Source organism: Celeribacter sp., assembly GCF_048261515.1.
Lineage (GTDB): Bacteria > Pseudomonadota > Alphaproteobacteria > Rhodobacterales > Rhodobacteraceae > Celeribacter.
This window is the reverse complement of the sequence record NZ_JBLXFZ010000001.1, coordinates 302,047-328,259: the sequence shown is the minus strand read 5'-3', so window position 1 is coordinate 328,259 and position 26,213 is coordinate 302,047. Positions and strand designations below refer to the sequence as shown.

At 61.3% G+C, this 26,213-nt stretch carries 29 protein-coding genes and 1 tRNA gene; 13 read left to right on the top strand and 17 right to left on the bottom strand.

All coding sequences use genetic code 11. From position 1 onward, the window contains the following. Positions 1–85: 85 nt before the first annotated feature. The 6 genes from ACN0SC_RS01605 to pyrC form a co-directional block, all read right to left on the bottom strand. Positions 86–835, bottom strand: a complete 750-nt coding sequence (locus ACN0SC_RS01605; protein ID WP_417247916.1) for an ABC transporter ATP-binding protein — start codon at positions 833–835, stop codon at positions 86–88. After that, positions 832–1,623, bottom strand: coding sequence for an MlaE family ABC transporter permease (locus ACN0SC_RS01600; RefSeq protein ID WP_417247915.1), 792 nt, complete (start codon positions 1,621–1,623; stop codon positions 832–834). The genes ACN0SC_RS01605 and ACN0SC_RS01600 overlap by 4 nt, the downstream gene beginning before the upstream one ends. Continuing rightward, positions 1,620–2,660, bottom strand: coding sequence for an alanine racemase (gene alr, locus ACN0SC_RS01595; protein WP_417247914.1), 1,041 nt, complete (start codon positions 2,658–2,660; stop codon positions 1,620–1,622). The genes ACN0SC_RS01600 and alr overlap by 4 nt, the downstream gene beginning before the upstream one ends. A 61-nt stretch (positions 2,661–2,721) precedes the next feature. Beyond that, a complete protein-coding gene (locus tag ACN0SC_RS01590) occupies positions 2,722–4,275 on the bottom strand; it encodes a replicative DNA helicase (protein ID WP_417247913.1) in 1,554 nt (517 codons plus the stop codon). Between the two features lie 234 nt (positions 4,276–4,509). Beyond that, the gene (locus tag ACN0SC_RS01585; RefSeq protein WP_417247912.1) at positions 4,510–5,190 is read right to left on the bottom strand and encodes an orotate phosphoribosyltransferase; all 681 of its coding nucleotides are present in this window, start codon (positions 5,188–5,190) and stop codon (positions 4,510–4,512) included. Positions 5,191–5,240: 50 nt separating this feature from the next. Further along, positions 5,241–6,281: a dihydroorotase gene (gene pyrC, locus ACN0SC_RS01580; RefSeq protein ID WP_417247911.1), complete on the bottom strand. Its 1,041-nt coding sequence runs from the start codon at positions 6,279–6,281 to the stop codon at positions 5,241–5,243. A 194-nt stretch (positions 6,282–6,475) separates the two neighbouring features. Here pyrC and ACN0SC_RS01575 point away from each other — a divergent pair, with 194 nt between their 5' ends. From ACN0SC_RS01575 to ureC, 5 genes are read left to right on the top strand one after another with little or no spacing between them, the layout of a single operon-like run. Then, entirely contained in the window at positions 6,476–7,309 is an 834-nt protein-coding gene (locus tag ACN0SC_RS01575) for an urease accessory protein UreD (RefSeq protein ID WP_417247910.1), read from the top strand. Positions 7,310–7,321: 12 nt separating this feature from the next. Further along, the gene (locus ACN0SC_RS01570; protein WP_417247909.1) at positions 7,322–7,624 is read left to right on the top strand and encodes an urease subunit gamma; all 303 of its coding nucleotides are present in this window, start codon (positions 7,322–7,324) and stop codon (positions 7,622–7,624) included. A gap of 11 nt (positions 7,625–7,635) precedes the next feature. After that, positions 7,636–7,941: an urease subunit beta gene (locus ACN0SC_RS01565; RefSeq protein ID WP_216044203.1), complete on the top strand. Its 306-nt coding sequence runs from the start codon at positions 7,636–7,638 to the stop codon at positions 7,939–7,941. Further along, a complete protein-coding gene (locus tag ACN0SC_RS01560; protein WP_417247908.1) occupies positions 7,938–8,312 on the top strand; it encodes a lysozyme inhibitor LprI family protein in 375 nt (124 codons plus the stop codon). Before ACN0SC_RS01565 ends, ACN0SC_RS01560 begins: the two co-directional genes overlap by 4 nt. Positions 8,313–8,323: 11 nt before the next feature. Then, entirely contained in the window at positions 8,324–10,036 is a 1,713-nt protein-coding gene (gene ureC, locus ACN0SC_RS01555) for an urease subunit alpha (protein WP_417247907.1), read from the top strand. A 21-nt stretch (positions 10,037–10,057) separates the two neighbouring features. Here the strand turns inward: ureC and ACN0SC_RS01550 are convergent, their stop codons facing one another. Continuing rightward, positions 10,058–10,423: a hypothetical protein gene (locus tag ACN0SC_RS01550; RefSeq protein ID WP_417247906.1), complete on the bottom strand. Its 366-nt coding sequence runs from the start codon at positions 10,421–10,423 to the stop codon at positions 10,058–10,060. Between the two features lie 41 nt (positions 10,424–10,464). Next, positions 10,465–11,280 (bottom strand): hypothetical protein, encoded by an 816-nt coding sequence (locus ACN0SC_RS01545; protein ID WP_417247905.1) that lies wholly within the window; start codon positions 11,278–11,280, stop codon positions 10,465–10,467. Positions 11,281–11,360: 80 nt separating this feature from the next. Here ACN0SC_RS01545 and ACN0SC_RS01540 point away from each other — a divergent pair, with 80 nt between their 5' ends. Genes ACN0SC_RS01540 through ureG form a run of 3 tightly spaced genes read left to right on the top strand, consistent with a single transcriptional unit; the run spans position 11,361 to position 13,181 of the window. Beyond that, the gene (locus tag ACN0SC_RS01540; protein ID WP_417247904.1) at positions 11,361–11,900 is read left to right on the top strand and encodes an urease accessory protein UreE; all 540 of its coding nucleotides are present in this window, start codon (positions 11,361–11,363) and stop codon (positions 11,898–11,900) included. Beyond that, positions 11,893–12,528, top strand: a complete 636-nt coding sequence (locus ACN0SC_RS01535; protein ID WP_417248537.1) for an urease accessory protein UreF — start codon at positions 11,893–11,895, stop codon at positions 12,526–12,528. The genes ACN0SC_RS01540 and ACN0SC_RS01535 overlap by 8 nt, the downstream gene beginning before the upstream one ends. Positions 12,529–12,566: 38 nt before the next feature. Next, positions 12,567–13,181 (top strand): urease accessory protein UreG, encoded by a 615-nt coding sequence (gene ureG / locus ACN0SC_RS01530; RefSeq protein ID WP_417247903.1) that lies wholly within the window; start codon positions 12,567–12,569, stop codon positions 13,179–13,181. A gap of 25 nt (positions 13,182–13,206) precedes the next feature. Here the strand turns inward: ureG and ACN0SC_RS01525 are convergent, their stop codons facing one another. Both ACN0SC_RS01525 and ACN0SC_RS01520 read right to left on the bottom strand, forming a co-directional pair. After that, a complete protein-coding gene (locus tag ACN0SC_RS01525; protein WP_417247902.1) occupies positions 13,207–14,229 on the bottom strand; it encodes a phosphoadenosine phosphosulfate reductase in 1,023 nt (340 codons plus the stop codon). Between the two features lie 526 nt (positions 14,230–14,755). Then, positions 14,756–14,971, bottom strand: coding sequence for a hypothetical protein (locus tag ACN0SC_RS01520; RefSeq protein WP_417247901.1), 216 nt, complete (start codon positions 14,969–14,971; stop codon positions 14,756–14,758). A 179-nt stretch (positions 14,972–15,150) separates the two neighbouring features. Here ACN0SC_RS01520 and ACN0SC_RS01515 point away from each other — a divergent pair, with 179 nt between their 5' ends. Next, positions 15,151–15,420, top strand: a complete 270-nt coding sequence (locus ACN0SC_RS01515) for a DUF2312 domain-containing protein (protein ID WP_417247900.1) — start codon at positions 15,151–15,153, stop codon at positions 15,418–15,420. A 70-nt stretch (positions 15,421–15,490) separates the two neighbouring features. Next, positions 15,491–16,183, top strand: coding sequence for a hypothetical protein (locus tag ACN0SC_RS01510; protein ID WP_417247899.1), 693 nt, complete (start codon positions 15,491–15,493; stop codon positions 16,181–16,183). A 46-nt stretch (positions 16,184–16,229) separates the two neighbouring features. Here ACN0SC_RS01510 and ACN0SC_RS01505 read toward each other — a convergent pair whose 3' ends face one another. Next, on the bottom strand, positions 16,230–17,105 hold the full coding sequence (locus ACN0SC_RS01505) for a hypothetical protein (protein WP_417247898.1): 876 nt from the start codon (positions 17,103–17,105) through the stop codon (positions 16,230–16,232). 270 nt (positions 17,106–17,375) lie between these two features. On the opposite strand from ACN0SC_RS01505, the gene ACN0SC_RS01500 reads away from it, so the two are divergent. The 3 genes from ACN0SC_RS01500 to ACN0SC_RS01490 all read left to right on the top strand — a co-directional run bounded on the left by ACN0SC_RS01500 (position 17,376) and on the right by ACN0SC_RS01490 (position 19,629). Then, the gene (locus ACN0SC_RS01500) at positions 17,376–18,974 is read left to right on the top strand and encodes an ABC transporter permease (RefSeq protein ID WP_417248536.1); all 1,599 of its coding nucleotides are present in this window, start codon (positions 17,376–17,378) and stop codon (positions 18,972–18,974) included. 13 nt (positions 18,975–18,987) lie between these two features. After that, entirely contained in the window at positions 18,988–19,503 is a 516-nt protein-coding gene (locus ACN0SC_RS01495) for a gluconokinase (RefSeq protein WP_417247897.1), read from the top strand. Positions 19,504–19,553: 50 nt separating this feature from the next. Beyond that, positions 19,554–19,629 (top strand) — tRNA-Thr (locus tag ACN0SC_RS01490). Positions 19,630–19,852: 223 nt separating this feature from the next. On the opposite strand, the gene ACN0SC_RS01485 is transcribed toward ACN0SC_RS01490, so the two are convergent. The 6 genes from ACN0SC_RS01485 to ACN0SC_RS01460 are packed head-to-tail and all read right to left on the bottom strand — an operon-like array spanning position 19,853 to position 26,149. Next, the gene (locus ACN0SC_RS01485; protein ID WP_417247896.1) at positions 19,853–21,427 is read right to left on the bottom strand and encodes a peptide ABC transporter substrate-binding protein; all 1,575 of its coding nucleotides are present in this window, start codon (positions 21,425–21,427) and stop codon (positions 19,853–19,855) included. Beyond that, entirely contained in the window at positions 21,420–22,409 is a 990-nt protein-coding gene (locus ACN0SC_RS01480) for an ABC transporter ATP-binding protein (RefSeq protein WP_417247895.1), read from the bottom strand. The genes ACN0SC_RS01485 and ACN0SC_RS01480 overlap by 8 nt, the downstream gene beginning before the upstream one ends. Beyond that, positions 22,406–23,434 (bottom strand): ABC transporter ATP-binding protein, encoded by a 1,029-nt coding sequence (locus ACN0SC_RS01475; RefSeq protein WP_417247894.1) that lies wholly within the window; start codon positions 23,432–23,434, stop codon positions 22,406–22,408. Before ACN0SC_RS01475 ends, ACN0SC_RS01480 begins: the two co-directional genes overlap by 4 nt. After that, complete coding sequence (locus tag ACN0SC_RS01470) at positions 23,431–24,597, bottom strand: ABC transporter permease (protein WP_417247893.1); 1,167 nt, start codon at positions 24,595–24,597, stop codon at positions 23,431–23,433. Before ACN0SC_RS01470 ends, ACN0SC_RS01475 begins: the two co-directional genes overlap by 4 nt. Next, entirely contained in the window at positions 24,594–25,541 is a 948-nt protein-coding gene (locus ACN0SC_RS01465; protein WP_417247892.1) for an ABC transporter permease, read from the bottom strand. Before ACN0SC_RS01465 ends, ACN0SC_RS01470 begins: the two co-directional genes overlap by 4 nt. After that, positions 25,538–26,149 (bottom strand): helix-turn-helix domain-containing protein, encoded by a 612-nt coding sequence (locus ACN0SC_RS01460; protein WP_417247891.1) that lies wholly within the window; start codon positions 26,147–26,149, stop codon positions 25,538–25,540. The genes ACN0SC_RS01465 and ACN0SC_RS01460 overlap by 4 nt, the downstream gene beginning before the upstream one ends. Positions 26,150–26,213 lie beyond the last annotated feature (64 nt).

Genomic DNA, 26,213 nt, shown 5'->3' with positions numbered 1-26,213 from the left:
ATTTTGGTTCAAATTGCGACGATTTCGAAATTTAACGCTGATTGTTCTCGGAGCGCAGTCAATTTACCGCCTTTCGCACGACAACTCAGCGGAGAGTCTCGATCGGACCGTCGGGGGAGCCAGTGATAAACTGGCGCAGATAGGGATCATCCGCCTCATCCATCTCGCCCACAGGGCCGCACCAGCGAATCTTACCCGCGTGCAGCATCGCCACCTTGTCGGCAATTGCGCGCACGGAAGTCATGTCGTGGGTGATGGTCATTGCGGTCGCGCCCATTTCGGTCACGATCTCGCGGATCAGATCGTTGATCACCCCCGCCATGATCGGATCAAGACCCGTCGTCGGCTCGTCGAAGAAGATGATCTCGGGATCGGCGGCAATGGCGCGGGCAAGGCCCACGCGCTTCTGCATACCGCCCGACAGTTCAGCGGGGTAGAGATCGGCGACATCTGCCGACAGGCCGACCCGCCGTAGCTTCTCGATAGCGATCTCGCGGGCTTCCTCCTTGGGCCGTTTGAGCGCCCCGCGCATCAGCCGAAAGGCCACGTTGTGCCACACTGGCAGACTGTCAAAGAGCGCGCCGCCCTGAAACAGCATTCCGAACCGCGACAGGAATGCCTCGCGGTCGCCTGTCTCGGATACGTCCTCGCCATCGACGCGGATGGTGCCCGCGTTCGGTGTGATCAGCCCCAGCACGCATTTGAGCATCACGGATTTCCCCGTGCCCGACCCGCCGATAATGACAAGGCTCTCGCCACGCGCCACATCAAGGTCGACGCCCTGCAAAATGTGCTTACTCCCGAAGGACTTATGGACGTTTTCAAGAGAGATCATGCCGCAAAGAACGCCTGTGTCAGGAGGAAGTTGGCGGCGAGGATCAGCACGGCTGCGGCGACGACCGACGACTTGGTTGCCTGTCCCACGCCTTGCGCGCCGCGGCCCGATGCCATGCCCGAGTAGCACCCCATTACGGTGGCGATAAAGCCGAAAGCCGCGCCCTTGATCAGGCTCGACACCACATCGGGGGTCTCAAGGAAATCGACCGTGTTTTTGAGGTAAGTGGTCGAATTGAATTCCAGCGTCTGCGTAGCCACCAGCCACCCGCCCATAACGCCGATGACATCGCCCACGCCCACAAGGATGGGCACGGTCACAAGCCCCGCAAGGACGCGCGGGGCGGTGAGGTATTTCATCGGGTGGGTCGAGAGCGTCACCAGCGCATCGATCTGTTCAGTGACTTTCATGGTGGCGATCTCGGCGGCGACCGATGCGGTCACACGCGCGGCCACCATGAGGCCCACGAGAACAGGGCCAAGCTCGCGCACCATGCCGATGGCGACGATCTGCGGCACCACCGCCTCGGCAGAAAAACGTGACCCGCCCGCGTAGATCTGAAGCGCGAGAGCGCCGCCCGTAAAGATCGCGGTGAGGCCGACGACGGGCAGCGACAGGTAGCCGACATGCAGAAGCGCGGCGAGAATTTCACGGGTATAGAAGGGCGGCGTCACCATGTGGCGCAGCGCCGAGATCGCAAAAAGCGCCACCCGCCCGATGGCGGCCAAAGCGCCCAGAACGCCTGCGCCCAGATGGGCGAGAGGACGGGTGAGCGCGGCGCGGATCATCCCGCGTAGGTGCGCGCGTAGCGTGCGCCCAAAGACGTCAGGATTTCGTAGCCGATGGTGTCGGCAATATCGGCTAGATCGTCCACGGTCTGATGCTCGCACAACAGATCGAGATGACGCGGCGTGTGGTCAAGATGTGTCACATCCACGGTGATCAGGTCCATCGACACGCGTCCGACAAGCGGGCAGGGGACCGTGCCGCTGAACAGCACGGCTTTGTTGGAAATCGCGCGCAGGATGCCATCGGCATAGCCCGCCGACACGGTGGCGATCCGCGCGGGGCCTTCTGCGGTCCATGTGTTGCCATAACCCACGGTCTCGCCTTCGGTCACGTCGCGGACCTGAATCACGGGGCAGGAGATATGGGCCACGGGTTTGGCCTCTTCGAAAGGCCGCCCGCCATAGACCCCGATACCCGGACGGGTCAGGTCGAAATGATAGTCGGAGCCGAGCAGAATGCCGCCCGTCGCTGATAGTGATCGCCGCACCTCCAGCCCGTCGGTCATGTCGCGGAAACAGGCAAGCTGCTGTGCGTTCATTGGGTGGTCGGGTTCGTCGGCACAGGCGAGGTGGCTCATCACAAGCCGCGGCCCAGCCTGCATCACGATCTGTCGCGCGGCCTCCCATTCGGCAGGCTCCAGCCCGAGACGGTTCATGCCAGTATCAAGCTGTACGCCGAAAGGATGCCCCGGCAGGCTTTCGAAATGTCGCGTTGTCTGTTCCAGCGAATTGAGCATCGGGGTGAGATGCATATCGCCGATCATTTCGGTGTCGCCCGCCATATGTCCGCCAAAGACGCAGATCTCGGGCGAGGGGCCAATCGCCTGTCTTAGCGCAACACCCTCCTCGGCAGCGGCGACGAAGAAGGTGCGCGCGCCTGCAGCCTGCAGAGCCCGCGCGGCTTTGCCCACGCCCGTGCCATAGCCATCCGCTTTCACAACGGCGGCGGTTTCCACTTGTGCTGCGGAGAGGGCGTCGAGTGCGCGCCAGTTTTCCGCCATTGCGGCGAGGTCGATATGTAGTCGTGACGTTCCCATGGGCGTTGTTTTGACGAGTGCGCCGCGCCCGTGCAAGCGGGAATCAGCGCGTCTCTTTGTCTTACTCGTAGTCGATGCCGTTCTGATACGGCTTTGCGAGATTGCCGAAACGGGTGAATTCGGCTTCGAAACTCAACTCCACAGTGCCAATCGGGCCGTGGCGTTGCTTGCCCAGAATGACCTCGGCCTTGCCGTAGAGGCGGTTCATCCGCTCCTGCCATTCGGCGAAGTTTGGCGCATCGTCGGAGGGTTTCTCGCGCTCGGCGTAATATTCCTCGCGGAACACGAACATCACCACGTCGGCGTCCTGCTCGATCGAGCCAGATTCGCGCAAGTCACTCAGCTGCGGGCGTTTGTCATCGCGGCTTTCCACCTGACGCGACAGCTGGGACAGGGCGATGACGGGGATGTTGAGTTCTTTGGCGATGGCCTTGAGGCCCATCGAGATCTCACCGATCTCCTGAACACGGTTGCCTTCGGAACGCGCGGTGCCGCGCACCAGTTGCAGGTAGTCGATGATCAGCACGTCAAGCCCCTGCGTCCGCTGCAACCGCCGCGCGCGGGCAGCAAGTTGCGAGATCGGCAGAGCAGGCGTGTCGTCAATGTAGAGCGGGCAAGCCTCCAGCGTTTTCGCCGCATCGACGAAACGGCGGAATTCGTCCTCGGTCATGTCACCTTGACGGATCTTGTGCGAGGAAATCTCGGAGGCTTCAGCCAGAATACGCGAGGCCAACTGCTCGGCGCTCATCTCCAGCGAGTAGAAGCCGACGACGCCGCCCTTGACCGCGCCTGATGTGCCATCGGGTTTCTTACCCTTCTGGTAGTTCTTGGCGATGTTGTAGGCGATGTTGGTGGCCAGCGAGGTTTTACCCATCGAAGGACGCCCTGCGAGAATAATAAGGTCGGAAGGGTGCAGCCCCCCCATCTTGCGGTCGAGGTCCACAAGGTCGGTCGGAATCCCCGCCATGCCGCCGCCGCGCTCGTAGGCGGCATTGGCCGTTTGCACGGCTTGGGTGACGGCTGACAGGAACGATTGAAAGCCCGTGTCGCTCTTGCCCTGTTCGGCCAGTGAATAAAGGCGCGCCTCGGCGGCGACGATCTGCTCCAGCGGGTCGCGCTCGTCGGTGCCCGATGAGGCCGCTCCCGTGATTTCCTGCCCCAGATCAATAAGCTGGCGGCGCAGGAACAGATCGTAGATGAGCTGGGCATAGTCGCGCACGGCATAGGTCGAAATGGCCGAGGCTGCGAGCTTGGCCAGATAGGCCGGCCCGCCCAATTCGCGCAGCCCCTCATGGTCTTCCATATAGGCCTTCAGGGTGACGGGCGAGGCCAGCATGTTCTTTGAAATCCTGTCCGCCGCGCGCTCGTAAATGTCGCGGTGAACAGGGTCAAAGAAGTGCTCGGAGGTGATGATCGAAGCGATCTTGTCATAGGTTTCGTTGTTGGACAGAAGCGCGCCAAGAAGCTGTTGCTCGGCCTCGACGTTGTGGGGAACAGCCCCCTCATAGGAGGTGATCACAACACCTTTGCTTTGCGGCGCTTCAGGGGCCGCATCCCCCTCGCCACGGTCCATATCGTCACGTCCGTCGTCACCCATGTCGCGATAGTCGTCCATTGCCTGTTCGTCTCCCCCGAAGGTCTCCAGACCTGTTTCTTGCTTGAAATCGCGACTCGGCGCGGTCGCGTATGGACACTGTCATAGCCACGCTTGCGCGCCCGATGCAAAGTGTATGTTTTGTGGATAACTCGCCCCGCGGATGAAGGCCGCCTGCTAACCCCGCTGTGCCAAAAGAAAAGCCGCGCCCCAAGGCTGGGCGCGACTTTTGTGGGCGCTCATGGGAGCGGGCGGTTAGGCGGGCTTGTGCGCCTCTTGCCACGCGCGCGGATCGTTGAGGAACCCCTCGACCTGCTCCAGAGTGTCGGCGGCAAAGACGCCCTGACGCTTGGCCTCGGCCAAAACGTCCCACCATGTGCACAGGGAAATCAGCTTCACACCGTGATCGCCAAGCGTCTTTTCGGTCTCGGGGAAAATCCCGTAGTAGAAAATCACCGCTGTCCAGCCGCATGTCGCGCCCGTGTCGCGGATCGCATCGACGAAGGAGAGCTTGGACCCGCCGTCGGTGGTCAGATCTTCGACCAGAAGCACGCGCTCGCCCTCGCTCATCGCGCCCTCGATCCGTGCGTTACGGCCGTAGCCCTTGGGCTTCTTGCGCACATAGGTCATCGGCAGACCTAGACGCTCGGCCACCAGTGCGGCGAAAGGAATGCCCGCCGTCTCGCCACCTGCGATATTGTCGAAGGCTTCGAAACCCGCCTCGCGCATGATCTGCACCGCGAGGAAATCCATCAGTGTCGAACGGATGCGCGGGAAGGAGATCAGCTTGCGACAGTCGATATAGGTCGGGCTGGGCAGGCCGCTGGCCAGAATATAGGGGTCGTCGGGGCGGAAATTCACCGCGCCGATCTCCAGAAGCATCCGCGCGGTCAGGCGCGCGATCTCGGTTTCGTCGGGAAAGGAAGTGGGGATCATCTGCGGCGTCCTTTATCGTCTTGCCTGGCGGGTTTCATCGCGCCCGTGGCTTAATCCTCTACGTGCCAGTGCAGCGGCATTTGCGGGTCGAAGACGGTCACGGGACCGTCCTCGGTGTCGATTTTCGCGGGGTAGCTCACCGGCTCCCCCTTGCGCAAGGTCAGCGTGGTCTCGTTGACGGGCAACCCGTAGAAATTGGGGCCGTTACGGGAGGCGAAGGCTTCGAGATTGTCGAGCTTTCCCTCTTGTTCAAAGACTTCCGCAAGGATCGACATGGTGTTCGTCGCCGTGAAGCAACCCGCACAGCCACAGGCGCTTTCCTTTGCGCCATCAAGGTGGGGCGCACTGTCGGTGCCGAGGAAATAGGTCGGATCGCCCGATGTCGCCGCTTCGACCAGAGCCAGGCGGTGCGTCTCGCGCTTGGCCACCGGCAGGCAGTAGTAATGCGGCTTGATCCCGCCCACGAGGATGTGGTTGCGGTTGATGACAAGGTGATGCGTGGTGATCGTCGCGCCCAGTTTCTCGCCGCCCTCACGGGCATAATCGGCCCCGTCTTTCGTGGTGATATGTTCCATAACGACCTTGAGGTCGGGATTGGCGCGGCGGATCGGGTCAAGCACGGTGTCGATGAACACTTTCTCGCGGTCGAAGATGTCCACATCAGGCGTCACCACTTCACCGTGGATGCACAGGGGCAATCCGATCTCGGCCATTTTCTCCAGAACGGGGCGGACCTTTTCGAAATCAGTCACGCCTGATGCGGAGTTTGTCGTCGCCCCCGCTGGGTAGAGCTTCACCGCTTTGATCAGGCCGCTTGCATGGGCTTGGGCCACATCTTCCGCGTCTGTCTCTTCGGTGAGGTAGAGCGTCATTAGCGGGTCAAAGGTGCCGCGCTGGTCGTTGGCGGCGAGGATGCGTTCGCGGTAGGCCGCGGCATCGTCGCTCGTCACCACAGGTGGGACGAGGTTCGGCATGATGATCGCGCGGGCGAAGTGGCGAGCGGTTTCTGGAAGGATGGCCTTGAGCATCGCGCCATCGCGCAGGTGCAAATGCCAATCGTCGGGGCGGCGGATTGTGAGCGTGTCGGTCATGGGTTTCGATTACATCCTTCCGAGCGAAAGCGCCAGAGGGTCGCGTGTGTGATCGGCTGTGGGTATCTGCGGGCATCATGCTTAATTATTGTGCATTGCGCGAGAAAAACGCGCGCACGGTCAACACCAGCCCCGCCGTGCCATTGCGGCCCTGACCCTTGCGCGGATAGCGTCGCGGTCAATCGGAGACCTGAATGCTCGACACCACCCGCCCTGTTATACCTTCTCCCGCCGCGCGAATGCAGCGTGTCAAAGGGCGTGCGCATGTGGTTGTCGGGCCAAACGGGTTGCGTGATCTGGCCCAATCGGGCTCCGCGAAAGCGATGTTGCCGCGCGTCCATTCCGCAACGCCTGAAGTGGTTTTTCTTAACACTTCTGGCGGGTTAACGGGGGGCGATGTGCTCGACTACACGCTGGAGGCGGAGGATGGCGCGGCGCTTACAGGCGCGTCGCAAACCGCCGAACGTGCCTATGCCGCCACTGTTGATGCGCTGCCCGCCTCCGTGTCCATTCGCCTCAAGGCGGGGCGGGGTGCGACGCTCAACTGGCTTCCGCAAGAGACAATTCTTTTCGAGGGCGCTGCACTTGAGCGCACCACATGCGCTGATCTGGCCGCTGACGCGCGTTTTCTTTTTGTTGAAACAGTGGTGCTGGGGCGGGCCGCTATGGGCGAGTCGCTGCACCGCCTGACGTTCCGTGATCGCCGTGAGGTGCGCCGCGGCGGACGGCTGGATTATCTGGAGCCGCTTGAAATCAACGCCAGTACATTGGCCACACGAGACAACGCTGTGACACTTGCAGGCGCGCGTGCCGTGGCGACCATCGGGCTCTTCGATCAAGGGGCCGAGGATCTCGCTGAGGCGCTGCGCGATGTCACCCAAGAGGGTGTGACCGCAGGTGTTTCGGGCTGGAACGGAAAACTTGTTATTCGGGCCATGGCGGCGGATGGCTACCCGCTGCGCCGTTACGTGGCTCAAACGATCGAAAAACTCACCCGCGGCCCGCTGCCGCGTGTGTGGCAAATCTGAAGAGGTGGTGCGATGAACCTGACCCCGAGGGAAAAAGACAAACTGCTGATCTCGCTGGCCGCGATGGTGGCGCGGGGGCGGCTGGAGCGTGGTGTGAAATTGAACCACCCTGAGGCCATTGCCCTGATCACCGATTTCGTTGTTGAGGGTGCGCGGGACGGCCGTTCCGTCTCCGACCTGATGCAAGCGGCCGCGCATGTGATCACCAAAGAGCAATGCATGGAGGGCATCCCCGAGATGATCCACGAAGTGCAGGTCGAAGCCACTTTTCCCGACGGCACCAAATTGGTGACTGTCCACCATCCGATCCGCTAAGGAGGCGAGCCATGATCCCCGGAGAGTATTTCATTCAGGACGGCGAGATCGAACTGAACGCAGGCGCGGAGGTCACGACCCTGACCGTGTCCAACACCGGCGACCGTCCGGTGCAGGTCGGCTCGCACTATCATTTCTTCGAGACCAACGCGGCGCTGGAGTTTGATCGTGATGCGGCGCGGGGCAAGCGGCTTGATATCGCGGCCGGAACGGCGGTGCGTTTCGAGCCGGGGCAGATGCGGGAAGTGAGCCTCGTGCCGCTGTCCGGTGCGCGTAAGGTTTACGGGTTCAACCAGAAAGTCATGGGTGAGCTGTGATCCGCAAGGGCCTCATATCGCTTTGTTTTGTCGTGCCTGCGGCGGGGTTCGCTCAGGAGCGCGATTGTGCCGATCCCGTGAGCCAGTCCGATATGAATACCTGTGCCTATGAGGCGTGGCAGCGCGCCGACGTTGACCTGAACGACACCTATGCACGGGCTATGGAGGTCGCGAGGGGCTGGAGTGACGGGGCGGCCGAGGCATTGCGTGCGGCGCAACGGGCGTGGATACCTTACCGCGATGCGGCCTGCACAGCCGAGGGGTTTCTGTTCGAGGGGGGGTCAATGGAGCCGTTCATCGTTAACAGTTGTTTGGAACATTTGACGCGCCAACGCACCGAAGAGTTGCGCGCCGTCTACGAGATGAATTGAGAGGGACCAAGATGCCTGCAAAGATTTCCCGCGCAACTTACGCCGATATGTTCGGCCCCACCACTGGCGACAAGCTGCGTCTGGCGGATACGGATCTGATCATCGAGGTCGAGCGTGATCTCACCGGCCCTTATGGCGAAGAGGTCAAATTCGGCGGCGGCAAGGTGATCCGCGACGGCATGGGCCAGAGCCAGAAATCCCGTGCCGAGGGGGCTGTGGATACGGTCATCACCAATGCGCTGATTGTGGATGTGACGGGGATTTACAAGGCCGACATCGGGTTGCGCGACGGGCGGATTGCGGGGATTGGCAAGGCGGGCAATCCCGACACGCAACCGAATGTTGACATCATTGTCGGCCCGGGAACCGAGGCGATTGCGGGCGAGGGCCGGATCATCACGGCGGGCGGTTTTGACAGCCATATCCATTTTATCTGTCCGCAACAGATCGAGGACGCGCTGCATTCCGGCGTGACCACCATGTTGGGAGGCGGCACGGGGCCTGCGCATGGGACTTTGGCGACCACATGCACGCCGGGGCCGTGGCATATCGGGCGGATGTTGCAGGCGCTGGACGGGGTGCCGATGAATATTGCGCTTGCGGGGAAAGGCAACGCGAGCCAACCCGCCGCACTGGTCGAGATGGTCAAGGCCGGTGCCGCTGCGATGAAGCTGCACGAGGATTGGGGCACCACGCCGGGGGCGATTGATTGCTGTCTCTCGGTGGCCGATGACATGGATGTGCAGGTGATGATCCACACGGATACGCTCAATGAAAGCGGGTTCGTGGAGAACACTGTGGCGGCGATGAAGGGGCGGACCATTCACGCCTTCCACACCGAAGGGGCGGGCGGCGGTCACGCGCCGGACATCATCAAGGTGGTGGGTGAGGAGCATGTATTGCCCAGCTCCACCAACCCGACGCGGCCCTATACGGTGAACACGCTGGAGGAGCATCTCGACATGCTCATGGTCTGTCACCACCTCGACAAATCCATCCCCGAGGATGTGGCATTTGCCGAAAGCCGTATCCGCAAGGAAACCATTGCCGCCGAAGACATCCTGCATGACATGGGCGCGTTTTCGATCATTGCCTCGGACAGTCAGGCGATGGGGCGTGTGGGTGAGGTTCTGATCCGCACATGGCAGACCGCCGACAAGATGAAGAAACAGCGTGGGCGTCTCTCTGACGAGACCGGCGACAACGACAATCTGCGCGTCAAACGCTATATTGCGAAATACACGATCAACCCCGCGATTGCTCATGGTATGTCGACACAGATTGGCTCCATCGAAGTGGGCAAGCGCGCCGATCTGGTGATGTGGTCGCCTGCGTTTTTCGGGGTGAAACCCGAGATGGTGCTCTTGGGCGGCTCTATCGCGGTGGCGCAAATGGGCGATCCGAACGCTTCGATCCCGACGCCGCAGCCGGTTTATACGCGCCCGATGTTCGGGTCGATGGGCCGCGCAGTGGAACAGTCTGCCGTACTCTTCGTCTCGCAGGCGGCGCAGGCCGATGGGATCGGAAAATCGCTGGGGCTGGCGAAACAGACCGTGGCGGTGGAAAATACACGCAATATCGGAAAATCGTCCATGGTGATGAATGACTACAAACCTGCGGTGGAGGTGAACCCCGAAACCTACGAAGTGCGTGCGGATGGCGAGTTGCTCACCTGCGAGCCTGCGGAAGAATTGCCCATGGCACAGCGGTATTTCATGTTCTGATCCGCGCAAGGGTTGAGTGCATCACTCGACGGCGAACATGTCGTCGTGGTCGATCACCTCAGCATTACGGGCGCTGTCGGCGGCCCAATCGCGTTCGCGGTAGAGATTGAGAGGTGCTGTCGCGTCGCGCGGCTCGACCGTGATCCGTGTGACAACGCGGGTTGTATGAAAGCGCGGATCATCAAGCACGTGGGCGGGAAGTTTCGAGATGTCGAATACCTGATGCCGCGTACGTTCGACATGTACCGTATTGGAAAATCCCGGAAACATCCCCGTGTCGTTCATTTCGAGGAATGCGGCCTCAAGTGCGCTTTCGCGGACGCGCAGGGTTGCGATCTTGGCGCGGAGGGCGGCAAGCTCATCGGCGGGGGCTTGTCTCATGTTCATCTAGGTTCCTCCTTCTGGATCAACGGGCTGTTGCGCAAGAGTTAGCTTGCCGTGCCCCTGCGCCGCGTTGTGAACGGGCTGCTCTCGTTCGATTCCGCGTCGAGTTGCGACAAGACATCGGCAAAGTCGCCCTCGCGCGTTGTGTCCTCGTTGGCGTCGTTTGGGACGGCGGTCGTGCGGGCAAAGGCATCGCCATTGGCTTCCATGGCAAGCCTTGCGGCAAAAAGCGCGTCAGCTTGCGCCTCCAACGCGTTGGCGTCGTCCAGTTCCTGCGGTTGCGCAGTCAGCTCGGCGGGCAATTCGGGAGCGGTATCCGCGCCTTGCTCATTTGTGGCCAACTCCTCGTCAGAAAGCCCCGACAGGGGCTGCAACTCGGCATGTTGCGTTGGTTTGAGGTCTTGTGGTGCTTCGGCCTCCTCGATGGTCTCGCGCGGGGCATTGGTCTCTGGCGGGGTAGGGGCAGCGAATTCATCGACGGATACGTGCGTGCAGGGGGCGTCGGCCTGACGCGCAGTCCCGACCGTCTGTGCATCCCAATCAGGGAGAGAGGGGCGTTCGTTTGCAGCTGTCGGAGTCGCCTTCGGCCAGAGCAGCACGACCGTTTCAGAAGAGGCGTCATAATAGGCGCGATTGCCTAGAATTTCAGCGGGCAGCCGCGCGGGATCGATCCGCATCGGTGTCCGTGTCTCTATACGTGCGTCAATTGCGGCTCCCACGACACAGCTCGATCCAAGCATAGTTGCGTGCGTCAGGATTTCGTCGCAGAGTTCCTGCTCACGGGCTTTGAGTGCCGCGAGTTGGGCGCGCAGCGTGGCGAGTTCGTCCACGGCGGTAAGGGGATCTGTCTGGAGCGTCATTCGGGCATATCCTGTCTATTCATCCTCTATTTGAGGGCGAGTCGGTTAAGAAAAGCCGAACGAACAACGGAAGGCGCGCGATGGCGGTTCTGAAATCTTATGAAATTGTCACGGATGCTGGTGCGGCGGCGTTGCGCGTCGTTCTCACCTATGACCAGAGGCTCTTGCGCCGCAAGAAGCTGGAAGCCACGGACGGCACGGTGTTTCTTGTCGATCTGCCGCGCACGGTGTCGGTGGCGGCGGGTGCGGGGTTCGGTCTCGAGGACGGGCGTGTTGTGGCGGTCGAGGCCGCGCGCGAGGCTCTCGTGTCGGTCACGGGGGAAAATCCGCTGCGCTATGCGTGGCACATCGGCAATCGCCATACCCCCTGCCAGATCGAGGCGGACAGGCTGTTGATCCAACGCGATCCTGTTCTGGAAGCGATGCTGGCGCAGCTTGGGGCGGTGGTCACGCCCGTCGAGGAGCCCTTTACGCCCGAGCGCGGGGCATACGGTCACGGGCGCACGATGGGGCATGACCACGGGCATTCGGCGCATGATCACGCGCACAGCCATGACCATAGCCATGCGCATTCCCACAGCCACGATCACGACCATAATCACACCCATTCCCATGACTGACGCAGCACTTCTGACCCTGACGCAGTGGCTCTCACCCGCCTTTCCGCTGGGAGCGTTTGCCTATTCGCACGGGTTGGAACTGGCGATTTCGGAAGGGCATGTGCGCGATGCGGAGACGCTGGAGGCGTGGTTGGCGCAGACTCTTCGTGTCGGCGGTGGCAAAGTGGACGCGTGGCTTCTGGCGATGGTTCTGGATGGGGCGGATGCGGTCGAGATGGATGATCTGGCGCAGGCGCTCGCGGGCACAAAGGAACGTTGGAGCGAGACCACGGAGCAGGGCGCGGCTTTCGCCCGAACCGTGGTGCAAATGGGCGGGCCTGACCGTGCGGCGGCAGCCCTTCCTGTCGCGGTTGGTGTGGCCGCGCGGGAACTGAATCTGCCGAAGAAGACAGTGATTTCGCTCTATCTGCACAGCTATATATCGAACCTCGTGAGCGCAGGGGTGCGGTTTATGCCGCTCGGACAATCGGCGGGGCAGAGTGTGTTGTCACGCCTCCACGCGGTGATCGAGGGCGTGGCGGAAGGGGCGTTAGACGCGACGGTTGAGGGGCTGACGACATCGGCCTTTGCTTCCGATCTCGGATCGGCGCGGCACGAGGCGATGGACGTGCGGATATTCAAGACCTGAGGCCAGATGGCCCGACGGAAAACGGAGAGACGAAAGATATGGCATCGCCCAACGGACCCCTTAGGGTCGGCATCGGTGGCCCCGTAGGGGCGGGGAAAACAACTTTGACAGGAGCGCTGGCCAAGGCGCTCTCCGAGCGGTTTTCGGTCGCGGTCATCACCAATGATATCTACACCCGCGAGGATGCGGAGGCGTTAATGCGCCAGCAAATCCTGCCGATGGAACGGATCAGGGGCGTCGAGACGGGGGGCTGTCCCCATACTGCGATCCGCGAGGATGCGTCGATCAATCTGGCCGCAATTGCCGATCTGACCGAGAAAATCCCCGATCTCGACGTGATCCTGATTGAAAGCGGCGGGGATAACCTCGCGGCGACCTTTTCACCCGAACTGGCCGACCTGACGATCTACGTGATCGACACGGCGGCGGGGCAGGACATCCCGCGCAAGAAGGGACCAGGGGTTACGCGCTCCGACCTGTTGGTGGTGAACAAGGTGGACCTCGCGCCCTATGTGGGGGTCGATCCCGTGCTGCTCGAAAGTGACACGAAGGCCGCACGGGCAGGGGGGGCTTACGTTATGGCATCCTTGCGCGACGGGGGTGGCGTGGCTGATGTGGTGGCCTTTGTCGAGGACGCGGGCGGGCTGCTCTGACGCGGGCGCTTGGCTGTCGCGCAGCTCAGGTTGTTTCCCGCGTGCGCGTCTTGTCTTCCGGATCAGGCGCGGCGCGCGGCTCGGGCATGGTGCGCCCCAAGGCGTCGAGGCGTTTCTGCATGGTCTTGAGCGTTTTCACGAAACGATGCGCATTCGGATAGTCGCGGATCGTCTCGCGGCACAAGAGTGCGGTGAGCAACGGCTTGTTCTTTTTCAGCAGCGTGGATCGCAGCGCGCGCAGCCGGTCAATATCGCGCCGCCGTTTGCGTAGGGCGCGCGTGATGGCCTGTTCGGTGAGCTGTCCCGTCATTGCCGTTTCCACAAGATCGTGGATCACACCCGTGCGGGTCAGGTGGGTGACGATTTTGCCATAGGAATAGGGCACGGGACGCAGCGATACATTGGGACGATAGAACAGCGACGCATGCATCGCGTCCAGCGCATCGCGCGGATCGTAGAGGACCACGGCCTTTTCTGCCCCGTCGATCATATGCGGCGCAAATCCGTAGCGCGTGGTGAAATCCATCCCCTTGCTCGCGGCAAAGCGCGTGTCCCATGAGGCCAGACGCGCGTTGAGCGTGGCTTGCGGTGCTACGGCGATCACGGTTGCGCCAGGCGCGGTCACCGAATAGGCCGCCGCCGCGTAGCCACAGGAGCGTGCGCCGTAGAAAACCACGCGGTCGTATTCGTCGAAAAAGCCGTCGTCCACGAGGCGGTCGAAATAGGCGAAGATCGAGGGGCATCGGAACCATGGTGCGCGGGCATCATCGTCATGGGCGATGATGGTGAGGGAGGACCATCCGTGCCGTTGCGCCATGGCGAAACCTGTCGGGTATCCTTTGGGACCGCGTGCCTGCGCATCGGCGCGTGTGTCGAAAGTGACCAGAAGCGTGCCATCCCCTTCGACAAACCCCGCCGCGTGGCTGGAGCCCAGTTGTTCGAAATAACCAAGTTCCTCGATCAGATCATCGAGATGGCCGCACCATTCATGATGTCCCAGACCAGAAATGTCATCATATGTATCAAAGGAGCCCGTCGCAGTGGTCATTTGCTATCCCAGTTTGGCGTTCCGCCGTTGTTTTATCTTGGACCTTTCAGGTCCGTCATTGTCGAGCCTGCGCTACGTGGTTTCTCCACGTTTATGGCGACCTTGCTAGTTGCCCCCCATGCTGGCCGCAAAAGCGGGAACTGGCAACAGGTGGGGCATCACATTTGCGCTGTTGCGCGAGCATGTGCCGAAGGCAGGTCGCCAGCCGCTTCGCAAGGCGCCGTTGGCCGCCGTTATGGCAGCGGAATAAGCCTGAAATTTGACGCCAAAGGTGCATTCGGACAACAATTGGGGCCGCAGGTTTCCCTGCACGAAACAATCCCGTTTTTCGTCATGGGATTTAGACGCGCTGCGGGACGTGTGGTTGATAATTCGTGGACAGTGGCGACTGCGGATCGCGTGCGATTTTCACGCGATTCCTTTGGGAGAGTCCCCCCCGAGAGATTCTTTCGGGTGATGGATGTTGCGCCATGAAGTCACAAGCCCGCGCTAGGCAGGTGCGGGTGCAAACTTAAAGGAGCGGGTGTCAGCCGAGAAAGATGCCAACGCTCACAGCGCCCAGACCCATGGCCGAAAGCATGAGGGCAAGCATATTTAGCGGCAGGATTTTCTGTAGACGCGCGCGCATCTCTTCATCCGTGCCGCCCAGTTTGCGCACCTTGAGGGCCGCAACGATGCAATAGGCCAGAAGTGCCACGCCAATGAGCGTCAATCCTGCGCCGACCCAGATCAACCATTCCATCGCTTGTCTCCCTCATCGCATCGCGCTCCAATATTGGCGCGTGCTTGCAATAGCCTGTGCGGAGCGCGGTGACAACATCGCGCGAGGGTGGCCTTGGGTCTTGTCAGTCGCGCGCGGGGGCGTTACCTCTTCGGCTCTCATTTTAACCCACCCGATCCGGAACTGAAAAGGCTGTGACGATGATGGACGACACCCCCGAAGGCGTGAGCGCCTCCTACCGCATTACCGCCGACGAGCTGCGCGCTTTCGTGGAGCGCTTCGAGCGCTTGGAGATGGAGAAGAAGGACATCGCCGAGCAGCAAAAGGAAGTCATGGCCGAAGCCAAGGGACGCGGCTACGACACCAAGGCGATGCGCAAGCTGATCGCGCTGCGCAAGAAATCGGCAGACGAGATCGCCGAGGAAGAAGCCGTTCTCGAAATGTATCGCGAAGCCCTTGGAATGCGCTAACCTCTGCGTGTGCAGGGTGAGGGCAGGGGCCTGAGCGCCGCGCCCGACCGCATTTCCGAGGACCGCAAACATGGCCAGCCGCACGCTCCGACGCGCTCTTTCCGCCCTCGTGGCGCTGGTTGGCGGGTTTGCCATCGGGCTTTTCATTCTGGGCTATTCGCCGTTGCTCGCGGCGGCATGCCCGTCGTGCTTCGGGTTTGAACGCGCTGCGGGCGAGCGGGCGGTGCATATCGAGCCGAACGCGGGCGTTGATCCCGCGCTGATGATTGCCCGCTACGAGGAGGCGCTCGTGCGGGTGGAGCGGTTCTTCGGGCCGCTGGCGCATCATCCCGTGGTTCTGGTCTGTGTCACACCGACCTGCAACAGGGTGATGGGCGATCATGGCCATCGTGCGATGACCTATGGCCACCATGTTTTCTATCTCGGACCACATGGCCACGAGACAGCCATCGTCGCACATGAGTTGGCCCATGTGGCGCTGCACCAACGGATCGGCCTGCGAGCGACGAAGCGGCTTCCCGCGTGGGTGGATGAGGGGCTCGCAACGATGGTCTCCGAAGATCCCCGTTATGACCTCGATCCCGAAACCTGCACTCCCCCACACGAGGCGCTGCCGATGACCTCGCCCCAATGGCGGCGGGAGGCGGCTGAGGCGAAAGTGTCGCTTTACGGGTTGGCAGGATGTGCTGTGGCGCGTTGGTTCGATGCTCACCCAGATGCCACGGTGGATGATCTGGTCGCGGCGTTCATGCCGTCGGAGTGATAGGCGCGATCCGCGCGGTGGCGTGGACGTGAGGCAGAAGCGCAGGTCAGGAAATGACCGTCACGCCTTCCATGCCTTCGATGAGATAAAGGTCGTCCTCGTAGCGCTCGGTCAGGTCGGCAACCAAGTCCGCATCCCATCCAGGCAGGTCAACCTCTTCAACCATCTCGTCGGGATTGGCGTATTTGTCGAGAAAGGCCATCAGGATTCGGTGGCGCTGGTTATCGTTTTTCGGTTTGTGCGTGGAGAGATAAGCGCGCAGCCGCGCCATGCCCTCCCGCTGCATAATCGGGGCGAGCATATCGAGACCGCCCGCAAGCGGCACACCCGCGCGCACCCCCGCCACATCCCGTAAAATACGCTCCCACGACAGCGCGCTGTCCTCGAAGGCATAGACCTTGATCGGCACATCGGGGCAAACATCGCGCATCACCGTGATCACATGGCTCCAGCGCAAGTGATGGAGGTCGACGCCAGCGATGAAGTCCTCGTAGCTCTTGCGCGGTCCGCATTCGGCAAAGGCATGGGGGATGAACCCCGCGGGGTTGCGGATGCCAAAGACGAATTCCATCTCATGCCCCGCAAAGACATTGCGTAGCCAAGGCAGTTTGAACCGTGCCTTGCCATAGAGCGACCCTCCCTCGAAGACATTCGAGGCAACGCAGATCACGTCCTCATAGCTCAGCACCAAGCGGTCGCATTTCTCCGTTTCGGTGATCTGATCGATGATCATTTCCTGCGTCGCAGGGGAGGCGGGGTCGCCTTTGACCTTCTTCATCACGTCGGGAAGGATTTCGCGGTAGCGCGCAGGGCCAGGGACCACCACGCCATGCTCGCCCAGAACACCCTTGTTCTTGAGCAGGCCGCGCATCAGGTTGCCACCTGCGGTGCAATGTGCGCCGATATGCATGGTGATGATCATGCTGTCCGTTGGCCCCCTTGTGCCGTCCCCCGCGCTGTTCTGTCGCGGGTTTGAGATGCGTTACTGCGGCCTTTGCCCTAGTTAGAGCGCCCGTGCAACCGTGCCTATCATAAGCGGATTTCTGGACAGGGAAACAGGTTTCGCGTAAGCGTCTCACAAATGACCGACCAAATCACTCGACAACCCGCCGCCGCGCCGCAGGCTCCCCCCGTTAGACCGCACAGCGGCCTGCGCCGTGTTGCGCGGATCGAGCCGTGGTCGGTGGGTGCCATGCTTATTGCTGCGGTCGTTTTGATGCCGCTTTTGTCGGTGGTCTGGATCGCATTTCACCCGACCGAGAATATCTGGCCGCACCTGTTGGACACTACCCTGCCGCGCTATATGCGGACCACGGCGGTGCTCACGCTCGGCGTTGCGCTTCTGGCGGCAGCGATGGGGACGGGGGCTGCGTGGCTTGTAACTATGTATCGCTTCCCGCTGTCGCGGGTTTTTGAGTGGATTTTGCTCCTGCCACTGGCAATCCCTGCCTATGTGGGCGCCTATGCGCTGGTGGATTTCTTCGAATATGCGGGGCCCGTGCAAACCGCGCTGCGTAGCATTTTCGGCTGGCAATCCTCGCGCGATTACTATTTCCCCGAAATCCGCTCTCTTGGATCGGCAATCATCGTTCTGGCTGCGGCGCTGACGCCCTATGTCTTTCTAATGGCGCGCGCCGCCTTCCGCGAGCAATCGGGGTCGATCTATGAAACCGCCCGCGCCTTGGGAGCGGGGCCTTTCGCACGGTTCTGGCGCGTGGGCCTGCCTATGACACGCCCCGCCATCGCGGCTGGCGCGGCCATCGTCATGATGGAAACTGTCTCCGATTACGGCACTGTCTCCTATTTCGCCGTCCAGACCCTGACCACAGGCATCTTCTCGACATGGCTGGCAGCGGGCAACGCAGGCGGTGCGGCACAAATCGCATCGGTGGTCCTTTTGGTGGTCTTTCTGCTTGTGGCACTGGAAAAGACCTCGCGCGGGCGTGCCCGTTTCCATGCAGGTGCCCGTCATCCACGCCCGATCGCGCCGATCCGCCTGACGGGGTGGCGCGGTGTGTTGGCGCTCGTGGCTTGTGCGGTTCCTTTCGCAATGGGGTTTGCGCTTCCCATCTCCGTCATCTCCTACCACGCTTTCGGTGAACCCGAGCAATGGCTCGCCCCGGGCCTGATTTCGGCCCTGCGCAATACGCTCACCGTTGCAGGGTCTGCCGCAATCATTACCGTCACGGCGGCGTTGTTCATGGTCTATGGCGTGCGTCTGACGGGCCGCAAAATTCCGCAACTCGTCCTCCCCTTCACCACGCTTGGCTATGCGGCCCCTGGAGCGGTTCTCGGGATTGGTATCCTCTTTCCCGTCGCGGGGCTCGATCACCTGATCGCCGACGCGTGGCAGCGCCTTACGGGCAACGACACGGGCCTTTTGCTGACAGGCTCCGCCTTTGCCATCGTGCTGGCCTATGTGGTGCGCTTCTTTGCCATTGCGCAGGGGGCTGCTGACGCTGCAATGGGACGCGTGGCGCCCTCTCTGCCCATGGCCGCGCGTTCGCTTGGGCAATCGCTCTCAGGCACCCTGCGCCGCGTCTACATCCCGCTTATCCGTGGCTCGGTCGGAACGGCGCTGCTCCTCGTCTTTGTCGATTGCGTCAAGGAATTGCCCGCCACGTTGCTCCTGCGCCCGTTCAACTACAATACGCTGGCAACCCGCGTGCACGAAAAGGCCTCGCTCGAACAGCTAGAACAGGCGTCTCCTGCCGCCCTGTTGGTGGTCGCCGTGGGCCTCGTCGCCGTCATCCTGATGGCGCGCTCCGAGAATCCCGCCGAAATCTCCTGAGGAGGCCCGCGTCATGGCCGATATTATCATCGTTGCAGGTGTCTCTGGCAGTGGCAAAACCACGCTGGCCGAAACCCTCGCCGCGCATTTTGAACTGCCGTTTCTGGAAGGCGATGATTTCCACCCGCCACAGAACGTCGTCGCCATGGCCGCCGGCACGCCGCTCACCGACGAGATGCGCGCCCCGTGGCTCGATCGTTTGGGTCAGGCGGCGCGAGATGCAGGGGAGGTGCACGGCGGTGCCATCGTGTCCTGCTCGTCCCTCAAACGCAGCTATCGCGACCTCCTGCGCGAAGGCACGGGCGGGTGTCGCTTCGTGCTGCTGAACGGCGACCGCGATCTCATCCTTGACCGCATGGCAAAGCGCGAAAATCACTATATGCCCACGGCGCTCCTCGACAGCCAAATCGCCACGCTCGAGCCACCCGAGCCCGATGAAAGCGACCTGATTGAAGTCTCTGTCGACGCCACACCAGAGCAGATCGCAACCCGCGCCATAGCGGCACTCGAAAAGCTTGATGCAAACTGAATTATTTCCACTTGCAAACCTCCCCCGCCCCGAAGTAAACGAGACGCTGTGCCCCTATAGCTCAGCTGGTAGAGCAACTGATTTGTAATCAGTAGGTCCGCGGTTCGAGTCCGTGTGGGGGCACCATTTTTCACTTAAAAATCAATATGTTGCGTGATCTTTGCGCGTTCGCATTTGTTCTGTTTTGAAAAACGGAAGCACAAGGCGAGAGAATCTGTGTTTGGTTTGGGGCAGATCGCGGTGGGCTGACAGTTGGTGCGTTCGTTAAAAACGCTCGACGCACAAGCGCTTGGTGCGTTGCTTCGATAGAAGGTGCTTGCGGGCGCCGGAGCGCCCGCAAGCCTTTGGATCACTCGGAGAGTGTCGCGTTGCGGAAGTAGGGGACGTTCAGGGACGAACGCCAGAAGCCTTCCACCTCGGGTGACATCATCATGTAGTTGTAGCGGTGATACATCGGCAGGATGACATGATCGTTCATCAGGATGCTTTCAGCTTCACGCATGGCGGCAAGGCTTTCACCCTCGTCAGCGGTTGCCTTGGCTGCGTCCACAGCATCGGCGTAAGCCTCGCTTTTCCACGCGGCCAGATTGTTCGGGCTGTCAGGCAGGAACACATCGAGGAAGGTCATCGGGTGCGGATAGTCTGCGCCCCAGCCCATCTGTGCGATCTGGTAGTTCACCTGTTGCACTTCGGGGTAGTAGACCTGCCATTCGGTCGCGCGAATTTCCACGTCGATGTTCAGGTTTTTCTTCCACATCTGCTGGATCGCTTCGAGGAGCTTCTCGATCGGTGGTGAGGTGTAGGTAACAAAGACGGTTTCGGGGAAGCCTTCGCCGTTGGGGTAGCCAGCCTCGGCCAGAAGTGCCGCCGCTTCCTCAACCTGCGCATCCGCATCCAGACCGTAGGTGTCGACGCCGTCGCGGAAGTCCTCGCCGTTGATGGTCATGCCGTAGGGCACAAGACCAATGGCGGGTTGATCTGCAGATTGCAGCACGAAATCAACGATGTCCTGACGGTCAATTGCCATCGACAGCGCCTTGCGCACACGAACGTCGTCGAGGGGTGCCTGTGCGGGATTGAAGAAAGCGTAGGTCGTCCCGAGCGCAGGCACGATCATGAAGGCATCGCTCTCGGCCATCAATCGGGGGATTTCAGGGGCAGGCACAGCTTCTATCCCGTCAACCTGACCAGATTCCATCGCCGTCAAAGCGGTTGCTTGATCGGGGATCAGGCGGAAGGTCAGCGTGTCCAGAGACACCTCGTCGGCCTCGAAGTATTCATCGTTTTTCTCAAAGACCACCGACTCACCGAAATTGAATTCGGTCACTTTGAACGGCCCATTCCCGATGAAGGTTTCAGGGTTGCGGGTCCAGCCTTCTGGGTCGGCCTCAACCACATCCTGACGCACTGGGAACCAGTTGGTGTAGGTGAGCAGTTGCATCATGTAGGGGATGCGGTTGGTCAGGGTGAAGGTCAGTGTCATGTCGTCGGGCGCAGAGATTGCCACGTCGCCTTCACCGCCTGCCGCGTAATGCTCTTCGGCGCCTTCAATGAGGTAGAACATGGACGGGTTTTTCGCGCCCGCAGCGGGATCAAGCACGCGCATCCAAGCATAGGCGAAATCATGTGCGGTGACGGGCTTGCCATCCGACCACTTGGCGTCGCGCAGTTTGAACGTATAGGTCCGACCGTCTTCGGAGACAGTCCAGCTTTCCGCCATCGCACCTTCGATTTCGCCGCCTTCGGTGAAGCGCACGAGGCCCTCGAAGGTGTTGCCGATAATCGGGGCGGCAAAGGTTTCCGACGTCAGGCCGGGGTCATAGGTGGCGGATTCATTGTTGACCACATAAGTCAGATCGCCGGCGGCGAAAGCAGGCGCTGCAATCAGCGCTGCGAGGGCCGTGGACATGAAAAAGTTACGCATTTTCTTGCTCCTGTTGGGTGTTGGACGTGCTGTCGTGCAGCGGGTGGTGGCAGGCGACGGCGTGCCCGTCGTCCTGAGTAATGAGGTCGGGTTCGCTCGTGGCGCAGAGCGCGCTGGCGCGGGGGCAGCGTGTGCGGAAGCGGCAGCCCGAGGGCAGATCGAGCGGGCTTGGAACTTCGCCCGTCTCAAACGCGTCATCGCGTCGCGCGGCGGGATCAGGCACGGGGATCGCGGACCACAGAAGTTCCGTATACGGGTGGCGCGGCGCGGTATGTAGGGCCTCCGACGGGGCGATCTCGATCAGTTTCCCCAGATACATTACCCCGATCCGATCCGCGATATGGCGCAGCATTGACAGGTCGTGGGTGATGAACAGGTAGGCCAGTCCCGTCTCGCGCTTCAGGTCCGAGAGCATGTTGACGATCTGCGCCTGTATCGACACGTCAAGCGCGCTGATCGGCTCGTCACAGACCACAAGTTCGGGTTCCAAGGCGATGGCGCGGGCGATGCCCACACGCTGACGCTGGCCACCAGAGAAGGAATGCGGAAAACGATCCGCCGCCTGTGCGCCCAGACCGACTGCGTCGAGCAGTTCCTCGACCCGCGCCCGCCGTGTGGCAGAGGTGCCAATGCCCATGACCTCAAGCGGCTCGGCCACCAACTCGCCCACGGTCATGCGCCCGTTGAGGGCGGCAACGGGGTCTTGGAAGATCATCTGCACCATTTTGCGGTGCGGTTTGAGGGCTTTTTCGCTGAGCGTGGTGATGTCGGTGCCGTCGAGAACTACGCGCCCGCCAGTCGGGCGATAGAGCCGCATGAGGGCGCGCGCGAGGGTGGACTTGCCACAGCCGCTTTCCCCCACAAGCCCCAAGGTCTCGCCGCGCTGGATCGTCAAGCTCACACCGTCCACGGCCTTGAGAGGTCCTTGGCGCGTGGGGAAGTGCATTTCCAGATTATCGAGTTCAAGCAAGGGCGCGGTCATGATGCGGCCTCCGAATTAAAGGCGGGTGCCGAAATATCCGTCCGCCAGCAACGCGCCCGCTGACCGTCGCGCAGGGCAGGGGTGTCATTGACAGTGTAAAGCGGCGGCGGGGTCTGGCAAATCCGCATCGCTTGCGGGCAACGTGGTGCGAAGGGGCATCCGGGAGGTGGCGTGCGCATATCAGGCGGGCTGCCGCGCACTGGCGACAGGGGCCGCCCAGCCTCGCGGGGATCGGGGATCGCGGCCAGAAGCCCGCGCGTATAGGGGTGCTGCGGGGACGCAAAGAGATCGGCGACCCGCGCCTCCTCCATCACTTGGCCACCATAGAGCACCATCACACGATCCGCAGTTTCCGCGATCACGCCGAGGTCATGGGTCACGAGAATGATCGCCATGCCGAGGCGGTCACGCAACTCCTTGAGAAGCGCCAGAATCTGGCGCTGGATCGTCACGTCTAGCGCAGTGGTCGGCTCGTCCGCGATCAGGATGTCGGGGTCACAGGCCAGCGCGATAGCAATCATCACCCGCTGGCGCATACCTCCAGAAAACTCGTGCGGATAGCTGTCGATGCGGGTCTGTGCCGAGGGGATGCGCACCAGTTCGAACAATTCGACCGCGCGGGCACGGGCGGCTTTCTTGCTCATTTTGCGGTGTTGCAGAAGGACTTCGACGATCTGTTTTCCGACAGTCATTGTCGGATTGAGTGCAGACATCGGGTCTTGGAACACGACCGCGATTTTCTCGCCGCGCACCTTTTCCAACTGCCGCTCGGAGAGTTGCAACAGGTCGCGCCCGTCAAATTCAGCCGCGCCCGAGGTGATATGCCCGCCACGCTTCAACAACTTGATAATGCTCATACAGGTGACGGATTTTCCCGATCCGCTCTCCCCGACGAGCCCGAGGATTTCCCCGCGCTGTAAGGTGAGATCAACGCCACGCACCGCCTGTACAGTGCCGCGACCCGTGCGGTATTCGGTGTGCAGATCACGCACGGACAAGACGGGGGGCTGGGCAGGAGCACTCATGACGACAACCTCGGATCCAAAGCATCGCGCAGCCCGTCGCCCAGAAAGTTGAACGCCAGCATGGTCAGGCTGATCGCTACGGCGGGGAAGAACAACTGGTGCGGATAGGCGCGCAGGGTTTCAACGGCCTCAGACGTGAGCGTGCCCCAGCTTGCTTGCGGTGGCGTCACGCCAAGTCCGATGAAGCTCATGAAGCTCTCGATGAAAATGGCCGAAGGGATCAACATGGTCAGCGTCACAAGGATCGGACCGAAGGCATTGGGTAGAAGGTGACGGAACAGGATATGCGAGGTCGTGGCACCCATGGTCCGCGCGGCAGCCACATAGTCCTGATTTTTTAGCGTCAGGATTTGCCCACGCACAACCCGCGCCATATCGACCCAATAGACCGTCCCGATGGCCAGCACGACCGAGAGCAGACCCGACTGCAACACCACCATCATCAGGATCACATAGAGGGTGAGCGGGATCGTCGCGACGATCTCGACAAAGCGCATCATCACCGCATCGACGCGCCCGCCGATCAGGCCCGACACGCCACCATAGACCACGCCGATGACGAAATTCGCCAGAACGGCGGCCGCAGCGACCAAGAGCGAAATCCGCGCGCCATACATCTGGCGCACCAATACATCGCGGCCCAACTGATCGGTGCCAAAGGGGTTGCGCGTGTTGAGCGTCAACCCACCCGCCTGTGCGGTCTCGTCGTCAATCGTCAGGATCGCGGGGCGCTGGCTGAAGTCCAGAACCACTTCGTGCCCTTCAATCTCCCATATCTTCTTGCGGTTGAGCACATCCTGTCTGTCAGGGCGCAACATGGCCGTCAGTCCACCATCCTCGCTGACCTCATAGAGGTTCAGGTTGCTGGTGTTCACATGCACCAAGCTCTCTTCCCCCACGAGATAGGGGCGATAGACGGGGGGCAGGTTGGATAGCTCAAGCTCCTGCTCGAAGTAGCTGTAGGGCGACATCATCGGGCCGAAGACGGCCGCAAGGATTAACAAGACGATGAACACCAATCCCGCCATTGCTGGACGGTGACGGAACAGGCGCCCACGCACGCCTGCCCAGAACCCGCGCGCGGCGGTGGCTGGAACGGGATCGTCACGTGTCTCGGGATCAAGGGGCTGCCACATCTCGGGGGCAATCGCGGGGCGGGTCATTTGCGATCTCCGTATGAAATGCGTGGGTCAAGCCAGAGGTAGAGCAGATCGACGATCAGGATCATCAGCATCAGGAAGGCCGCGTAGAAAATTGTGATGCCCATAATGGCGGTGTAGTCGCGATTGGTGATCGACTGCACGAAGTGTCGCCCGATACCGGGAAGTGCAAAGATCTGCTCGATCACGAAACTCCCTGTGAGCAGGTTGGCAACAACGGGGCCAAGCACTGTCACCACGGGGATCATCGAATTGCGCAGACCGTGACGCAGCATCACCTTGCGCGCTGGAATGCCCTTGGCGCGCGCGGTCATGATGTAATCTTGCTCCATTGTCTCCAACAGGCTCGACCGTGTGAGCCGTGCCACAAAGGACATCCAGAACCCCGATAGTGCGAAGACGGGCAGGATATAGCCGCGCCAGTCATCAAGGCCGAAGGCGGGCGTCCATCCAAGGCGCAGCGCGAAGATGTAAAGTGCAACCGTGGCGACCACATAGGAAGGCACCGCGATGCCGAGGCTGGCAACAAACATCGCGGCAGTGTCGGGCCATCGTCCGCGATTGAGCGCGGCCACAATCCCCGCAGGCACGCCAAGAGCCACAACGCAGATGATCGCCAGAAGTCCGGTCTGCGCCGTCACAGCGAGCCCATCGGCAATCATGCCGTTGACGCTGACGCCCGGATATTTGAACGACGGCCCCAGATCGAAGGTCAACACGCCGCCGAGGTAATTGAGGTATTGCTGCCAAACGGGTTGGTCGAGGCCGAACTTGGCGTTGAGCGCCGCTTCGATTTCTGGCGCGAGCATTTTCTCGGAGACAAAGGGGCCACCTGGCACCGCGTGCATCAATATGAAGGTCAGCGTGATGACGGCCCAAAGGGTCACAAGCATCATCGCGATCCGTTGCATCAACCAGCCAAGGGGAAGCCTGCTTGCAGTCGTCACTGTTGTTGCTCCGCTATGATGTCGGGACGGTTTCTGAACGTCGGGCCATTGCCGAGCCAAAACAAAACGGCGTCCGTGTCGTCAGGGTTGTAGGCCTGATGGTGGCGATCGGAGCGGAAGTGCAGCGTGTCGCCCACCCTCAGGTCATATTCTTCCGCGTCAATTCGGAACAGCACGCGGCCTGCGCGCACTTCGATAAATTCTTCGCCCGCGTGTTGGTCGGCTTCGGTTGTGAAGCCTGCGGGCAAGGTGATGAGAAAGGCGGAAAAAGATGCGCCGACGAATTCGCCGTGCAGACGCTCGTAGGTCATACCGCCTTCGCGCACCTTGATCGCATCGCGCTCTTCGGCGCGGGTCACAAGGCCACGTGCATTCGGGATCGGGATGAAATGCCCCAGATCAAGGGAAAGGGCGGCTGCGAGGCGGCTCAATGATCCCAGCGATGGCGTCGCAATGTCGCGCTCGATCTGGCTGAGGTAGCCGACCGACAGGTTCGCGCGCGTGCTCAACTCTTGCAGCGTGAGGTTGCGAGACCGCCGCGCCGAACGCAAAAGCGCACCAACCGCAGGGCGGTCCAATTCGGATCTGAACGTGGTGTCAGAGGGCACGCGGCAAGCTCCTGTATGACTTGAAACCACCCTATCTAAAAAATTTAGATATATGCAATAAAAT

Excerpts from the sequence above, each read along its gene's own strand:
- ACN0SC_RS01505 (WP_417247898.1), bottom strand. The coding sequence starts at position 17,105 with ATGATCATCACCATGCATATCGGCGCACATTGCACCGCAGGTGGCAAC.
- ACN0SC_RS01475 (WP_417247894.1), bottom strand. The coding sequence starts at position 23,434 with ATGAGTGCTCCTGCCCAGCCCCCCGTCTTGTCCGTGCGTGATCTGCAC.
- ACN0SC_RS01510 (WP_417247899.1), top strand. The coding sequence starts at position 15,491 with ATGGCCAGCCGCACGCTCCGACGCGCTCTTTCCGCCCTCGTGGCGCTG.
- ACN0SC_RS01495 (WP_417247897.1), top strand. The coding sequence starts at position 18,988 with ATGGCCGATATTATCATCGTTGCAGGTGTCTCTGGCAGTGGCAAAACC.
- ACN0SC_RS01470 (WP_417247893.1), bottom strand. The coding sequence starts at position 24,597 with ATGACCCGCCCCGCGATTGCCCCCGAGATGTGGCAGCCCCTTGATCCC.
- ACN0SC_RS01540 (WP_417247904.1), top strand. The coding sequence starts at position 11,361 with ATGGCGGTTCTGAAATCTTATGAAATTGTCACGGATGCTGGTGCGGCG.
- ACN0SC_RS01545 (WP_417247905.1), bottom strand. The coding sequence starts at position 11,280 with ATGACGCTCCAGACAGATCCCCTTACCGCCGTGGACGAACTCGCCACG.
- ACN0SC_RS01575 (WP_417247910.1), top strand. The coding sequence starts at position 6,476 with ATGCTCGACACCACCCGCCCTGTTATACCTTCTCCCGCCGCGCGAATG.
- ACN0SC_RS01520 (WP_417247901.1), bottom strand. The coding sequence starts at position 14,971 with ATGGAATGGTTGATCTGGGTCGGCGCAGGATTGACGCTCATTGGCGTG.
- ACN0SC_RS01525 (WP_417247902.1), bottom strand. The coding sequence starts at position 14,229 with ATGACCACTGCGACGGGCTCCTTTGATACATATGATGACATTTCTGGT.
- ACN0SC_RS01485 (WP_417247896.1), bottom strand. The coding sequence starts at position 21,427 with ATGCGTAACTTTTTCATGTCCACGGCCCTCGCAGCGCTGATTGCAGCG.
- pyrC (WP_417247911.1), bottom strand. The coding sequence starts at position 6,281 with ATGACCGACACGCTCACAATCCGCCGCCCCGACGATTGGCATTTGCAC.
- ACN0SC_RS01500 (WP_417248536.1), top strand. The coding sequence starts at position 17,376 with ATGCTTATTGCTGCGGTCGTTTTGATGCCGCTTTTGTCGGTGGTCTGG.
- alr (WP_417247914.1), bottom strand. The coding sequence starts at position 2,660 with ATGGGAACGTCACGACTACATATCGACCTCGCCGCAATGGCGGAAAAC.
- ACN0SC_RS01550 (WP_417247906.1), bottom strand. The coding sequence starts at position 10,423 with ATGAACATGAGACAAGCCCCCGCCGATGAGCTTGCCGCCCTCCGCGCC.
- ACN0SC_RS01570 (WP_417247909.1), top strand. The coding sequence starts at position 7,322 with ATGAACCTGACCCCGAGGGAAAAAGACAAACTGCTGATCTCGCTGGCC.
- ACN0SC_RS01590 (WP_417247913.1), bottom strand. The coding sequence starts at position 4,275 with ATGGACGACTATCGCGACATGGGTGACGACGGACGTGACGATATGGAC.
- ACN0SC_RS01600 (WP_417247915.1), bottom strand. The coding sequence starts at position 1,623 with ATGATCCGCGCCGCGCTCACCCGTCCTCTCGCCCATCTGGGCGCAGGC.
- ureG (WP_417247903.1), top strand. The coding sequence starts at position 12,567 with ATGGCATCGCCCAACGGACCCCTTAGGGTCGGCATCGGTGGCCCCGTA.
- ACN0SC_RS01585 (WP_417247912.1), bottom strand. The coding sequence starts at position 5,190 with ATGATCCCCACTTCCTTTCCCGACGAAACCGAGATCGCGCGCCTGACC.
- ureC (WP_417247907.1), top strand. The coding sequence starts at position 8,324 with ATGCCTGCAAAGATTTCCCGCGCAACTTACGCCGATATGTTCGGCCCC.
- ACN0SC_RS01565 (WP_216044203.1), top strand. The coding sequence starts at position 7,636 with ATGATCCCCGGAGAGTATTTCATTCAGGACGGCGAGATCGAACTGAAC.
- ACN0SC_RS01480 (WP_417247895.1), bottom strand. The coding sequence starts at position 22,409 with ATGACCGCGCCCTTGCTTGAACTCGATAATCTGGAAATGCACTTCCCC.
- ACN0SC_RS01605 (WP_417247916.1), bottom strand. The coding sequence starts at position 835 with ATGATCTCTCTTGAAAACGTCCATAAGTCCTTCGGGAGTAAGCACATT.
- ACN0SC_RS01515 (WP_417247900.1), top strand. The coding sequence starts at position 15,151 with ATGATGGACGACACCCCCGAAGGCGTGAGCGCCTCCTACCGCATTACC.
- ACN0SC_RS01535 (WP_417248537.1), top strand. The coding sequence starts at position 11,893 with ATGACTGACGCAGCACTTCTGACCCTGACGCAGTGGCTCTCACCCGCC.